This window comes from Leuconostoc pseudomesenteroides KCTC 3652, from assembly GCF_014634745.1.
In the GTDB taxonomy this organism is placed as follows: domain Bacteria; phylum Bacillota; class Bacilli; order Lactobacillales; family Lactobacillaceae; genus Leuconostoc; species Leuconostoc pseudomesenteroides.
Genome location: NZ_BMBP01000001.1, coordinates 430,648 through 443,769 on the forward strand (window position 1 = coordinate 430,648; position 13,122 = coordinate 443,769).

A 13,122-nucleotide genomic window follows, 5' to 3' on the forward strand; every position below is an offset into this window, starting at 1 on the left:
AGGTCTCAGAATGAATTGCCTTGACTAAGCAAATTTTTCTGCCCTTTTTTATTAGCAAGTTGTTATTTTTTAGGAACACTCATTTATGAAACACACTTTAAAACGCTACACACTGTCACCATTAGCACTCAGCTTTTGGATCCCCCTACTGATTATGTTAGCTTATTTTGCCTATCGTCACATGGCACCATTTGGCACCAACTCAATTTTAACAGTAGACCTCGGTCAACAATACATTGATCAATTTGCAGCATTCAAGCATACCTTACTGCAGCATCCTAGTAGCTTTTTTTATTCATTTTCCAATGCCTTAGGCGGAGATATGCTGGGTGAATGGGCTTATTACTTAATGAGTCCTTTTAACCTTATTTTTTTAATGGTTCCTAACGCCTCACTCCCCAGCGCCATTCTACTCGTCACTGTGCTCAAATTTGGGGCAGCTGGCCTATCAATGGCTTATCTATTGCAAAAATTGCACCTGCAACAACATTACTATGTCACTTTGTTCGCCGTTAACTACGCACTATCTGGTTGGTTCATTGCAAACGACTTAAATTTGTTATGGCTCGACACCGTCATTTTACTGCCATTGGTAATTTTGGCACTTGAACGTTTGTTTTATCAACAATCTTGGTGGCAATATAGCCTTTTGCTTGGTGCCAGTATTATTTGTAACTATTATATTGGCTATATGGTCGCCATTTTTGTCGTATTGTATTTTTCTTGGCGCTTGACTTGGCCAAATATTAAACATCGTTGGCTAATTCTAAGACGCTTTATTGTTAGTTCAGCTATTGGTGGTGGCCTATCAGCTTGGCTAATTTTACCGACTTATTTTCAGCTTAAATTAGGCAAAACACAGTACAATTCTGATTTTTCTTTCAAGTTTGATAATAATCCTTTACATCTTTTGTTTAAATTAATTCCGGGTAGTTTTAATTTTGACCAGATGCAAAATGGACAAGCAAATTTTTATGTCAGTGCTTTCGTTTTAATCACATTAACAGCTTTTTTCACGACACGTGTTATTAAATTACGCGTCAAAATCGGGGCATTTTTACTGTTAGCCTTCTTAATATTAGCCACTACTTGGGCACCACTTACTTTATTATTCCACGGTTTTCAATACCCAGTTTGGTATCCATACCGTTTCAGTTTTTTGATTAGTTTCTTTGTCATTTATTTAGCTGCTATTAGTTGGCAGCCAACTTGGCGGCCACGCCTGATGACCATTACTACTTTGTTAGTCATATTTAGTGCCATTGCTATTTATGCCACACTCAGTGATGCTAAAATCAATTACATCAATCGTTCAAGTATTGCTTTATTTATTGGCTTAGCGCTGCTAACATTGGCGCAGTTCACTTTTAAAGTTCATGACAAATTTTGGCTACCCATTTTATGTGGCTTAACGTTATTATCCCTCACAGCAAATGTTGTGTTCACGCTAGACAACTTTTCTTATTTAACAAATACAGAGTATCAAAATACGATCAAAGCGCTCACAGCGGATAAAAAGTTTCTAAAAAAAGATACCTCTTGGTATCGTGTAGCGCAAACATTTCAACGCACTCGTGGTGATGGCATGATGTTTGATTATTATGGCGGTGCCCATTTCAGCTCGGCTTTACCAAAATCTACGCCAACTTTTTTTGGCAATTTTGGACAACCGGACGGCGATAATTATGTTGTGTATAGCAATGGCAGTCTCTTATCTGATGCACTGCTGGGCATGAAATATATGATCACCCCAAATGGTCAAGACAATGGCGATGCTGGTCAACCTAGTCAACATTTAATTGGATATCGTCCGGACACCAGTAATTACAGTTTAAAAGCAACAACATCGACTACTAATATTTATCAGAATCAAAATGCCCTACCAATAGCGTTTGCAGCCAACTCCGGCGCACTTAATACCAAAATGCTCTATAATAATCCCTTGCAAAACCAGGGCAATCTCTGGCAAAGTTTGACTGGTGATTTGACATCGACAGTTGACACAGACAATTTTCAAAAAGCTATTGGTCATAATGTCAAAGCACCAACAACAATTACAAATGCGATCATAACACGTCAAAATGCGAGTCAACCTGCTAGTTTGGACTTGCAATTTACCCCAACAACTAATGATAGCTACTATTTGACCATTGGCAGCGGTCTGGATATTAAAAACTTTGACCTCCTAATTAACGGTAAGGTCATTACACAATTTAGCTCTTATCGCCACACTGTTATTGTTAATCTTAATTCAAATGCCAAAAATAAGTTGCAGACAATCACTTTTAGAATGAAAGATACCCAAACATTAGCCTTGTCTAACGTCACCCTCTATCATGTCGATAACAAGCGGATTGCAGATGATGCTAGCGGGTTAAAGCAAAATAGCCTTAAGATCACAAAACGTTCCGAACGACACATTAAGGGGACAATCACGACGACATCAACAAAGCCATTGATTATGACTACCATTCCATTTGTTGCTGGGTGGCATATAGCGGTTGATGGCAAAACCGTTCAAGCCGACAAAGTGGCTAACTATTTTATCGGTATTAAAACAAAACCAGGGCGGCACACAATATCTATGACCTATACCCCACCATTTTTATGGTCGGGTCTTGCTATTACAATCATTGCGACAGTTATATTAGTAATATTTAGCAATTTATCTATTGCAAAAAAGGTCACCACATGATATGCTTTTTTCGTTATATTTTGCGGAAAAACACGCAAATTGAAAGGAAAAACACTTATGTCAGAAGAAAAAACATATCCAATGACAACTGAAGGTCGTGATAAGCTACAAGCTGAATTAGACGACCTCATTGCTAACCAACGCCCAGAAATTACAAAACGTATCCAAATTGCGCGATCATACGGTGACTTGTCTGAAAATTCAGAATATCAATCAGCAAAAGATGAACAAGCCTTTGTTGAAGGTCGCATTCAAACAATCAAAAAGATGCTTGAAAACGTTGAAATCATTGATTCTAATGCAACTGCTGAGGATGAAGTTTCTCTCGGTAAAACCGTTACTTTTAAAGAATTACCTGATGAAGAACCTGAAACTTATACAATTGTTGGTTCTGTTGAGGCTGATCCACTAGCCGGTAAAATTTCAAACGAATCACCAATGGCAACCGCATTAATTGGTAAAAAGGTCAACGACACAGTCGCGGTACCACTTCCAAACGGCATCAACATTAATGTTCAAATTTTAGAAGTTAAAAAATAACCAAAAAAAAGAAAGCGCCGTGCTTTCTTTTTTTTGTTGATTAATTGTTTTTGCGATACACCATGAGAGACAATGGCATAAAAATCGCAATGATTATAATACCACTAATAATAACCAGAGTTGCTTCAGTATTCCAGTAACCTGTTTTCATGATTGCCCGAATAGCACTAATCGTTATGGTCACAGGATTCAATTGCACAATGCTTTGTAAAAATAATGGCAATGTCCTGATTGGAATAAAGGCATTTGATAGAAATGTCATCACCAATATAATGATCATGGAAAGGCTTCCTATCAATTCTGCATTTTTCACTAATAAACCAACCAAAACAAAGATCCAAGAAGTTGCCCATCCAATAAATATTGCTAAAATTAAGACACAAGCAATCATTATTAGATTGACAGAGGGCCGCCATCCAATTGCAAACGCTGTTCCTAAGGAAATCAAACCGGACAACAACAATCGAAGTGCGTCACCAATAAGTTGACCAGCTAGCGGAACAAATGCAGAAATTGGTAACGTTTTAAATCTATCAAAAATACCACTATTAATGTCCTCTCGCAATTGCTGACCCGATCCCGCTGCCGCATTTAGAATGCTTTGAATCAAGATACCAGACACAAGCATTGGCAAATACGCATGCACACTTCCAGCAATCACACCGCCGAAAAGAAATCCAAACAAAAGCGTGAAGATAATCGGTTGAATAATAACATCACTCAGATTATCTGGATTATGCCACGTCTTGAGCAAGTTCCGATGCGCCATTGCTAAAGTTGTGCTCATAGTACTGGCTTTTTTTTGATTTTTCATGATATGTCTCCTCAATTTTTACCCACTGTCATTGATAAAAATACCTCATCTAAAGATGGTGCATCAATTTTAAAACTGCTTAGCATGATTTTAGATGCTAGGATTTTGTCCAAAATTTCAGACACTTTGTTAAAAGCATTATTGTCTAATATAACGGTTAGATTTCTATTTTCAACATTAACCGTTTTTCCTAAAACTTTTTCAATGATACTTTGCGTTGGAATGACTGACTCATTCTGCTCAACAGTCACTTTCAGCTGCAATCCACCGACAAGCTTTTTCAATTCACTTGGTTTATCCTCAGCTATTAACCTACCGTGATCAATCAATGCAATTCTGTCCGCTAACTGATCAGCCTCTTCCAAATATTGAGTGGTCAAAAGAACCGTGGTGCCATTTTTTACTAATTTTTGAATTGCTACCCACATTTGTGTACGTGTTCTCGGATCTAGCCCCGTTGTGGGTTCATCCAAAAATAAAATACTGGGATTACCGATCAGACTAATGGCTAAGTCTAATCGTCGTAACATCCCACCAGAAAATGTTGAAACAGAATGATTTGCCGACTGAACTAAGTCAAAATCAACTAGTAATTCTTCTGAACGTTGATGTGCAGAATCACGATTTAATCCGTTTAATCTACCAAATAAAAACAAATTTTCTCGTGCACTGAGTTCTTTATCAATTGTTGCACTTTGCCCAGTAACACTAAACTGTGATCTCACCTGACGACTTTGAGAAATTGTATTCAAACCATTAATCACAATTTCACCTTGGTCTGGGTGCATAAGTGTGGTCATCATATTAATTAAAGTGGACTTACCAGCACCATTTGGACCAAGTAATCCAAAAATTTCACCTTTTTTCACATCAAAACTAATATCATTGACTGCAACATGTTGTCCAAATTTTTTTGAAATGTTTTTAACGCTTATCGCTACTTCATTTTCCATAACATATACCTCACTACATTTAATCAGGGACCCTTGATTATTATTGTAAGGTCCCCTGATTAATTTGTCAAGTAGAATAGTGTATACTAAAATAATTGAGCGGAGGTTAACATCAATTATGGAACGCAAAATCAAGTCAGAATTAATTGCCGGAAAATTAGCCGAATACGAACAATTAACAAAAATATATGACGATATCGTGCAAGACGTCAAACCAAGATTGACAGTAGAAGGTCAAGGAAAGGTATTACTTGCTTTAGCAGATGAAGATCATTTATCTCAAAGCCAAATTTCGTCACGACTTGAAATCTCACCACAATCTACGGGTGAATTTGTTTCAAAATTAGCCAAGCGTGATTTAGTATCATTGAGCAAATCTGAAAAAGATAGACGAATCAATCTTGTTAGCTTAACGACAAAAGGACGAGAAGAAATTGAATCTTCTTTTCAAGAAGTACCAAAATTCATAACCGTCTTATCAAATGAAGAAATGGACCAATTCAATCGTTTAATGACCAAAATTATTGCTGCTATGTATGAAGATATTGATAAGGCTAATCCAACACTTGGCGTTAAATTCCATAAATTACTAGCAAACCGGTATTTAAAACAATATAAAAAGTAATTGCCGGCATGCCTCATTTTTATTAAGCGTATCAATAATGACTTAATTTACTGCTATGGTTTTTGTACTAAGCAAACGAAATACACATATTTTTGTACTAAAAAACGGGCAAACAATGTTTGCCCGTTCATTTTTTATGCAAAACTATTAATATTACCAATGATGATAGCGCCAATAACAACTAATATTGTACCAATTGCAATCATCTTCATTTGATAGCTTGACTTTTTCTCACCCAACAAATAGATGCCACCAAAAGTACCCACGATGATGCCTAATTGAGAAAAAGTTGTGGCAATTGTTTGTCCAATATCAGGATTTGCCGCAGAAATGAACATGAAAATATTACCGGTTGCCCAAACCAAACCTGTCAGAATGTTCTTCCAAGTTGACAGCTGGAACATAATTTCTGATTCTTTCAAGACAAACATCACAATTAAGAAAGCACCAACTACTTGTCCAATTGATTGTGGACCAACAATTGCTGTCATATAATCAACACCATTGCCACGCGCCTTGATAGCATCTGAAATATAGCCAATTTTGTTCAAAAAGTTAGGCAAAACAAAGTAAAACATGAATCCAGCCGTTGAGATTGCCAAGTAGATCAGTCCCTTGGTCATGCTTTTGGTTCTCTCTTCTGCTTCAATGCCATTACTATTTTTAGCTTTATCACGAGCTGAAATTAATGTGGCGCCAATAACAACAGCAATGATTGAAACTGCACCAATCGCCCACATTTTGCCAGTCTTCCATTCACCCAGAACAGCTGCAGCCATCAACGCATTAGTCACAATTTGACCAGCTGTTGACAAAGGAATAGCTAAAGATACCCCTAAGTCTTTAATTGCCAAAAATTGACCGGCGGTTCCAACTGCCCAAACAAGTCCAGAAACAACGCCGACAACCCAAATGTGACTATTGAGTTCAATGTGACGTGGCATCACAAAGAAAAACATGGTGGCTAATCCAAATATTAAAGCACCAAAAGTCATGCCTAATGTTTGTTGCCCTGCGGTTCCGCCCATTTTTGTATTGACTAATCCAACCGATCCCCATGCCAATGCCGGCACCAAAGCCAGTAAAATTGCTGCGTTCATAACTGATAAAACTCCTTCTTATTTGTGATGCTTTAAATCATCATTTTTAACACTACTAATTGTACACTAGTGAAAACGTTTACACAAGCCTACAATTTAATTTCTGTAAACGTTTTCATCGTTGATATTGTGCCTTTCATCACAATTAGTATTTGACCAAACAAAAAGACGCGTAATACCCCCGTTTTGAGGTAAAATTGCGCCTAATTGTTGTTTAGTCATATTACTCATTAATTAATGAGTTGGTACAAAAACTAATCTTTCAGAACTAGGAATTGTCCAATATTTTTCAATTTCTGATAGACCAACTGTTTTAACAGTGAAAGCGAATGGCTGACTCACTTCAGCTGCAATAATGTCATTAAAAGATTGAATCATATCTTTAACACCAACCGATCCTTGTCCCGAACCAATCAATTGTAGCTTAACAGCTCTAAATGCTGCGCCTGGGATGGGTGCAGCTTGACCAGCAATACTACCAATTTCAACCCATTTTAGTTCTTGCTCATCATGTGTTCTATTTGGAATAATAGCTTTCATTGCGTTGGCGGTAATGTCACCCCAAAGGTAATCCAAAACGACATCAACCTGCCGCCCAGCTGCTGCTAATTGATCTTGATAAGCTTTGACATCATCCGTGAGACGTATTGTTGCAGTAGCGCCTAAATCTAACAGTGCTTCGAGTTTATCTTGATTCCGTCCAACTGCGATGATTTCAGTTGCTCCCATACGTTTGGCAATTTGTACGGCCAGCATTCCTGCATTACCAGTTGCCCCTAAAATCATAACACTTTGTCCTTTTTGAAAATGAGCACGGTATTTCAAGGCCATCCATGACGACAAAGCAGGATTCATCATACCAGCGATTTTTTGATCATCTAGTTGTTTTGGTACGCCGACCCAATGTCCTTTTTTAATCGCAACCCTCTCAGCAAATCCCCCATTGCCAACAAAAAATACTTTCTCACCAGTCGGCAATAAACCAACGCCGTCAACACCTGGTACCATTGGCAAAATACCTTCGGCAGCATAATGAGTGCCTGTCGCGTCACCGCGAGCACGATTTGACAAAGCCGATGCCGTCACGTCAATCATCACTTGATTTTCATCAACGTTTGGTTCGGAAAAGTTTTTTTCATATTGTGGTCCTTGTTTAAAATCTCTTACAACTGCTGCTTTCATAGTAATTATCTCCATTTGTTTTTTGTTTACCGGTAATGTAAAATAAGTATATAACTTAAATACTTTAAAGTCAATATTTATTACAGGTAATTAAAATGGAAAAACAGCAACAATTCGAAAAAATAAAACAACTTTTACGAGACAGCCATAGTGAAAACGACTTAGAACAACAATGGTTTTTAAAGCACGCTCAATCTGCTGATGCGCGAACTATTATTGCAACACAAAAGCGTTTCACACATTCTGAATTACAAATTTTGAGTCAACTGGTAGTCAACGACAACGTCACCACTTTTAAAATCTTACAACAGACATCTAATTTGTCACAAGGTATGCTATCAAGATATGTTAATCATCTTGCTCAATTAACTTTAGTCGAGAAATTTCATCCTCAAGATAACAAAAAAGAAATTTCCTTGCGTTTAACTAATTTAGGAGAAGAATTAGGACGCTTACATTGTGAACTTCATCGACGTATCTCAGCAAACGAAAAACAAATACTTGGGGAGTATACGGAACAAGAAATCAATACTATGTTAGAGATTCTATCTAAACTAATTAATGCACGTCAACACATTTAAAAAAAACTGCCCAATTTTGGCAGTTTTTTTACTTATCAAAACGCTGTAAATTCCATGTTTCAATTAAATTAATAATCAACGTGGGATAATTCGTATCAGTTGCATAAGCGTCTTTATAAAGCGCTTTAGCAGCTGCTTTATAATTTTTGGCGTTCAAGACATCTTGGAATTGAGTAGGATTCCAGGTATTACCATTAACCAAAGTTTCGGCATGTTCTTTCATACTTTCTTTCCAATCGCTATAAACTGCGAATCGGGCTTTTTGTGTTTCTGGCTGTCCATCAACATATTCAGTTGTCTCTAATACAACAGATTTGCCGGCAGTTTCATCCTGAGTCTTCACACCGAAATAGTTGTTGTATTTAGAAGATAGTACTGAGTTATCCCAATTTGATTCATGCGCAGCCTGAGCAATTGAAATAGATGCTAAAATACCATATTTTTTACTCAAAGTCTGTGCATAGGGCGCAATTTTATTAACAAATGCCAATCGATGTTCAAATTCTTTTTTTCCTGTCGTTGCCATCAAAGTAATCACAGCAGTTTTGTTAATGCCATCGCTATTTAAATCCTTATAATAAGGTTTAAGCTGTTTATCAGAAGTAGCCAATAGTTGAGTAATCGCATCATTAATGGTGTTAACGCCATTCAAATCGTATGCAGCTGGATAAATATAGTCAGAAAGATTACCATCCGAGGCCATACCTTTTAACAAATCAGGGTATTTGATCTTCATTTTTGCAATTACAGTTTTGTCTGTAAAGGCGTTATTAACTTTAATGTTGGATAACTTAGTTTCATCAGCAACGTTTTTAGCAATTTGACTTTGGCTCTGCCCAGTGGCTACCAATATATAGCCCTTGCCTAACTGCGGTGCTACCCCTGGTCCCAAAGTCATTTGTTTATAAATCAACTGAACTGTTTGAGAGGGAGAAAATTTGTAAGTTCCAGCTTGAAGACTGGCAGCACCTTGTTTTTGGGCATATTTATTAAACGATTTTGCGCTTTTAATAATCTTTTTGTTTTGCAAAATATTTGCCATTTGGATTGAAGTTGATCCAGAAGCAATTTTCACTGTCTTAAACGTGGTATCCTTTGGATTCAAAGCAGCATACTGATCAGTAAACAACGCTTTTCCACCAAAGAAAACACCAACAACGATAATAATTAGCAACACAAAAGCAACAAAACGATTTCGTGTCCCACGTTTTATTTTTCGTGGTCCACCTTTACCATTTTGATAATCATCAGCAAACGGGTCTATACCAGCGTCTTGCGCTTCAGCGTTCTTAATTTCATGCTGATGTCGTTGTTTTCTCGACTCCATGCTTTTCACCTCGTAAACGTAATAAAGCGACTAGCGTTTCGAAACACCAGCCGTTTACCATTTTATCACACTATGCTTATCCTTTTAAAGATTCTACATCTCTCGCAATCATCAATTCTTCGTTGGTTGGAATCAACAATGCTTTAACTTTTGAATCTGATGTTGATATTTCGACTTCTTCGCCACGGACATTATTCTTTTCATTGTCTAACTTGATGCCAAAGTAGCTTAATTTATCCACAATCATTTTACGAACCGGTACTGAATTTTCCCCAATACCCGCGGTAAATACAATAGCATCAACGCCATTCATCTCTGCTACATACTGACCGACATATTTAATTACGCGATTAATAAAGATATTAATTGCTAACTTAGCATGTTCATTCGTATCTTGAACATCCAACAAATCACGCATATCACTGGAAATAGTTGAAATGCCAAGTAATCCTGACTTTTTATTTAAAACATTCAACATTTCATCATTTGTTAAGCCTTCACGTTCTTGAATATAATAAACTAGTGATGGATCAACATCACCTGCACGTGTTGCCATTGTGACACCAGCCAAAGGTGAAAATCCCATTGAGGTATCAAATGACTTACCATCTTTAATCGCAGTAATAGATGCACCTGCACCCAAATGTAACGTAATCAACTTAAGATCTTTTAAATCTTTTCCTAACATCGCTGCTGCTCGCGCCGAAACATAACGATGTGATGTTCCATGAGCGCCATATTTACGTGCACCATATCTTGTGTAATATTCATAAGGCATTGAGTAAAGATAATTAACATCAGGCATTGTTTGATGGAATGATGTGTCAAACACAGCTACCGACAATGCATCTGGTAACAATTTCTGGAATGCGCGAATGCCCATAGCATTTGCTGGATTGTGCAGTGGCGCATAATCAGCCAAACGATCAATCTTAGCTAATACCTCATCTGTAACAACAACTGAATGGTTAAACCACTCACCACCTGCAACAACACGATGGCCTACACCTGTAATTTCTTGGAAATCTTCAATGATACCCAAATCTGTTAATTTTTGTAACATGAAGTTGATTGCTTGTTGATGATCTTTGATAGGAACAACATTTTCATACTTTTTGCCCTTACCATCTTTTGTGATTGTGATGTGGTCTTCATCATCATCTGAATGGCCAACCAAGCGTTCAGCTACAATTTCAGCGCCGTATTTGATTGTAACGATTGCATCATCCATGCCAATTCGTTCAATAACACCTTGCGCGATAACTTGTTCTGCCGGCATTTCCAATAATTGAAACTTTAGTGATGAACTTCCAGCGTTAACAGCCATTGTTTTAGCCATGATTTTCCTTTTTACCTGTCTTTCTTGAACTTGTTACACTTACGAAAACTAATTTGATAATATAATCATACGACTATTACACTTCTTTATCCAGTTTAACCCACGCTTCAATATCTTGCAAAAATTCTTGAATTTTTTTGGGATTTTTCAAAGATGGATACTGCCCCATCAATACCTCTTTTTGGGTTTGGTCAGACTTTTTTTTCAATACTAAAATAGCTTTTGCTGCTCGTTCATCTTGGAAAAAATCATTTGGTAACTGTAAAAAAGCTTTTAGTTGTGTATGAGAAGTTACAAATTGTAACAATTGTTTAGCATTATCACCGCTTAATAGTGCAGCTGGGACAATTAAATAAACCCAACCCTCATCACTCACAAAAGACAATGATTTTTCGACAATCAAATTTTGTACCCACGCTTGCCCATTTGATGACTGAGTTTCAAATTGATTAGCATCATCAACCGAATAATAGCCGACCGGTACATCTGCGATAACGACTTTAGCTTTCGGTGTCTCATCTAAGGATAAGATATCTGCTTGATAAAATGTCGTTGGTGCATTTGGATTGATTAGTTCATCTCCTGCAGCAGCCAAAGCTAACTGGGTCTCATCATTATCAATGCCAATCTTATTTAAACGAAAATCTAAATTCTCTGAAACTGTCCATAGTAAATTTCCTGATCCAACCGTGATATCAATTATCGTATCATCATCGACTAAACTTGCTGTTTGGCTAATCAAACTAGCAAGTAAATAACCAATACCATCTGGGGTAATTTGATAGTTCGCCGGAGTTCTATCATCCCGGTTTGCTTGCAAAATAGCCAGTTGAACTGCTTTACGCTTATCAGTATCACTTGCTTGTGACCAATTCAAATGAATAGCTTGTTCAATTTTTTCAGCGACTGATTGACTGGGTCTTCCTAGTTCTCGGTGAACATCCCCAGCGTTAATATCATCAATCACCTCGATTAGGGCATCAACGTAACTCACATCGATTTCCTGAGATAATTCGTGTGAAGTACTGGATAAGGCGTCAAAATATTGTGCAACTTTTTCTTGTGTCATAAGTAACATTTTAGACGGTTTTCCAAGCATTTTCAATGATTATTTCACAAGCAGCGGAACCTTTAATTGGCGACCTTGAATTGACACACAAATTTCCTGATCATCAACTGTTGCCATGATACCATCAAACATCAATGATTTATCACCATTTGTCGCATATAACAAGCTCACCCGAGCCTGCAATACGTTAATTTTCGTCAGTTGTATCAACTTTGCTTGCGCCCTTAATTGCTCATTAAAGGCAATGTTTTGTAAGACAAATACTGTACTCAACGCACCCAATATAATGACTGTAGTAACCAAAACGTAGGCTTGTTTTTTTCTCATGAGGTTGCCACCTTCTGTAAATATAAAATACCATGAATGGTGCGATGATGAATTTTTATCGTCAGTTTAAAAAGACTACCACTGGCCGTAATGAGCAAATCATCAACATTTTCCATTAAAATAATTTGTCCACTACCTTTAGCACTCAACTGTAATTTATTGTTTCGCAACATTAACGTCATTTTTTTGCTGTCTGCACTCATCAAATTAATAACATGATTATTATTATCTTTTACACTATATTTTTGGATTTCTAATTGATGCAAAGCTGTTTGAAATGTTGTCCTGTCGTCTGGTTGAGTCACTTGATTTAAATGAGGTATCAAAAACTGAATTGTAACCATAACCAATGCTGCCAGGCTTAAAGCAATCAATGATTCTAATAGTGTAAACGCTCTATTTGCCAGCATATTCTTCCCACGATTCCAAGGCTTCAATCTTTTCTTTTTGCAAAGTAGTTAATTCCTTATTGAGTTGACGCTGTTGCTTTTGAAATTGATGAAATTGATCATATTCAAAAACCACAAACGTTCCTACTAAACTTAAAGACAACATTGCTTCTCCCAAAAC

The 13,122-nt window shown here is 37.1% G+C and carries 14 protein-coding genes; 4 read left to right on the top strand and 10 right to left on the bottom strand.

The window, feature by feature from the left end:
• Positions 1 to 85 precede the first annotated feature (85 nt).
• Positions 86 to 2,695 (top strand): YfhO family protein, encoded by a 2,610-nt coding sequence (locus IEU65_RS02070; RefSeq protein WP_010291454.1) that lies wholly within the window; start codon positions 86 to 88, stop codon positions 2,693 to 2,695.
• Positions 2,696 to 2,752: 57 nt separating this feature from the next.
• Positions 2,753 to 3,235 carry a transcription elongation factor GreA gene (gene greA, locus IEU65_RS02075; RefSeq protein WP_004910137.1) on the top strand — a complete coding sequence of 161 codons (483 nt, stop codon included), beginning with the start codon at positions 2,753 to 2,755 and terminating at the stop codon, positions 3,233 to 3,235.
• A gap of 40 nt (positions 3,236 to 3,275) precedes the next feature.
• Here greA and IEU65_RS02080 read toward each other — a convergent pair whose 3' ends face one another.
• Positions 3,276 to 4,049, bottom strand: a complete 774-nt coding sequence (locus tag IEU65_RS02080; RefSeq protein ID WP_010278538.1) for an ABC transporter permease — start codon at positions 4,047 to 4,049, stop codon at positions 3,276 to 3,278.
• 11 nt (positions 4,050 to 4,060) lie between these two features.
• Positions 4,061 to 5,002: a daunorubicin resistance protein DrrA family ABC transporter ATP-binding protein gene (locus tag IEU65_RS02085; protein ID WP_010278540.1), complete on the bottom strand. Its 942-nt coding sequence runs from the start codon at positions 5,000 to 5,002 to the stop codon at positions 4,061 to 4,063.
• 118 nt (positions 5,003 to 5,120) lie between these two features.
• Here IEU65_RS02085 and IEU65_RS02090 point away from each other — a divergent pair, with 118 nt between their 5' ends.
• Positions 5,121 to 5,627 carry a MarR family winged helix-turn-helix transcriptional regulator gene (locus IEU65_RS02090; protein WP_004910145.1) on the top strand — a complete coding sequence of 169 codons (507 nt, stop codon included), beginning with the start codon at positions 5,121 to 5,123 and terminating at the stop codon, positions 5,625 to 5,627.
• A gap of 134 nt (positions 5,628 to 5,761) precedes the next feature.
• Here the strand turns inward: IEU65_RS02090 and IEU65_RS02095 are convergent, their stop codons facing one another.
• Both IEU65_RS02095 and IEU65_RS02100 read right to left on the bottom strand, forming a co-directional pair.
• Entirely contained in the window at positions 5,762 to 6,727 is a 966-nt protein-coding gene (locus IEU65_RS02095) for a GRP family sugar transporter (RefSeq protein WP_010278541.1), read from the bottom strand.
• Between the two features lie 234 nt (positions 6,728 to 6,961).
• The gene (locus IEU65_RS02100) at positions 6,962 to 7,909 is read right to left on the bottom strand and encodes a quinone oxidoreductase family protein (RefSeq protein ID WP_010278542.1); all 948 of its coding nucleotides are present in this window, start codon (positions 7,907 to 7,909) and stop codon (positions 6,962 to 6,964) included.
• A 95-nt stretch (positions 7,910 to 8,004) separates the two neighbouring features.
• On the opposite strand from IEU65_RS02100, the gene IEU65_RS02105 reads away from it, so the two are divergent.
• A complete protein-coding gene (locus IEU65_RS02105) occupies positions 8,005 to 8,490 on the top strand; it encodes a winged helix DNA-binding protein (protein ID WP_010278543.1) in 486 nt (161 codons plus the stop codon).
• Positions 8,491 to 8,518: 28 nt separating this feature from the next.
• Here the strand turns inward: IEU65_RS02105 and IEU65_RS02110 are convergent, their stop codons facing one another.
• From IEU65_RS02110 to IEU65_RS02135, 6 genes are all read right to left on the bottom strand, one after another.
• Positions 8,519 to 9,817: an endolytic transglycosylase MltG gene (locus IEU65_RS02110; RefSeq protein ID WP_010278544.1), complete on the bottom strand. Its 1,299-nt coding sequence runs from the start codon at positions 9,815 to 9,817 to the stop codon at positions 8,519 to 8,521.
• A gap of 76 nt (positions 9,818 to 9,893) precedes the next feature.
• The gene (locus IEU65_RS02115) at positions 9,894 to 11,156 is read right to left on the bottom strand and encodes an acetate/propionate family kinase (protein WP_010278546.1); all 1,263 of its coding nucleotides are present in this window, start codon (positions 11,154 to 11,156) and stop codon (positions 9,894 to 9,896) included.
• A 76-nt stretch (positions 11,157 to 11,232) separates the two neighbouring features.
• The gene (locus IEU65_RS02120; protein ID WP_031941003.1) at positions 11,233 to 12,225 is read right to left on the bottom strand and encodes a class I SAM-dependent methyltransferase; all 993 of its coding nucleotides are present in this window, start codon (positions 12,223 to 12,225) and stop codon (positions 11,233 to 11,235) included.
• A gap of 39 nt (positions 12,226 to 12,264) precedes the next feature.
• Positions 12,265 to 12,552, bottom strand: coding sequence for a hypothetical protein (locus IEU65_RS02125; RefSeq protein WP_010278549.1), 288 nt, complete (start codon positions 12,550 to 12,552; stop codon positions 12,265 to 12,267).
• Positions 12,549 to 12,962, bottom strand: a complete 414-nt coding sequence (locus IEU65_RS02130) for a prepilin-type N-terminal cleavage/methylation domain-containing protein (RefSeq protein ID WP_010278551.1) — start codon at positions 12,960 to 12,962, stop codon at positions 12,549 to 12,551. The genes IEU65_RS02125 and IEU65_RS02130 overlap by 4 nt, the downstream gene beginning before the upstream one ends.
• Positions 12,949 to 13,107, bottom strand: coding sequence for a hypothetical protein (locus IEU65_RS02135; RefSeq protein WP_210727933.1), 159 nt, complete (start codon positions 13,105 to 13,107; stop codon positions 12,949 to 12,951). The genes IEU65_RS02130 and IEU65_RS02135 overlap by 14 nt, the downstream gene beginning before the upstream one ends.
• Positions 13,108 to 13,122 lie beyond the last annotated feature (15 nt).

Coding starts and splice junctions, on each gene's coding strand:
- IEU65_RS02135 (WP_210727933.1), bottom strand. CDS start 13,107: ATGTTGTCTTTAAGTTTAGTAGGAACGTTTGTGGTTTTTGAATATGAT.
- IEU65_RS02130 (WP_010278551.1), bottom strand. CDS start 12,962: ATGCTGGCAAATAGAGCGTTTACACTATTAGAATCATTGATTGCTTTA.
- IEU65_RS02110 (WP_010278544.1), bottom strand. CDS start 9,817: ATGGAGTCGAGAAAACAACGACATCAGCATGAAATTAAGAACGCTGAA.
- IEU65_RS02105 (WP_010278543.1), top strand. CDS start 8,005: ATGGAAAAACAGCAACAATTCGAAAAAATAAAACAACTTTTACGAGAC.
- IEU65_RS02070 (WP_010291454.1), top strand. CDS start 86: ATGAAACACACTTTAAAACGCTACACACTGTCACCATTAGCACTCAGC.
- IEU65_RS02095 (WP_010278541.1), bottom strand. CDS start 6,727: ATGAACGCAGCAATTTTACTGGCTTTGGTGCCGGCATTGGCATGGGGA.
- IEU65_RS02120 (WP_031941003.1), bottom strand. CDS start 12,225: ATGACACAAGAAAAAGTTGCACAATATTTTGACGCCTTATCCAGTACT.
- greA (WP_004910137.1), top strand. CDS start 2,753: ATGTCAGAAGAAAAAACATATCCAATGACAACTGAAGGTCGTGATAAG.
- IEU65_RS02085 (WP_010278540.1), bottom strand. CDS start 5,002: ATGGAAAATGAAGTAGCGATAAGCGTTAAAAACATTTCAAAAAAATTT.
- IEU65_RS02090 (WP_004910145.1), top strand. CDS start 5,121: ATGGAACGCAAAATCAAGTCAGAATTAATTGCCGGAAAATTAGCCGAA.
- IEU65_RS02100 (WP_010278542.1), bottom strand. CDS start 7,909: ATGAAAGCAGCAGTTGTAAGAGATTTTAAACAAGGACCACAATATGAA.
- IEU65_RS02080 (WP_010278538.1), bottom strand. CDS start 4,049: ATGAAAAATCAAAAAAAAGCCAGTACTATGAGCACAACTTTAGCAATG.
- IEU65_RS02125 (WP_010278549.1), bottom strand. CDS start 12,552: ATGAGAAAAAAACAAGCCTACGTTTTGGTTACTACAGTCATTATATTG.
- IEU65_RS02115 (WP_010278546.1), bottom strand. CDS start 11,156: ATGGCTAAAACAATGGCTGTTAACGCTGGAAGTTCATCACTAAAGTTT.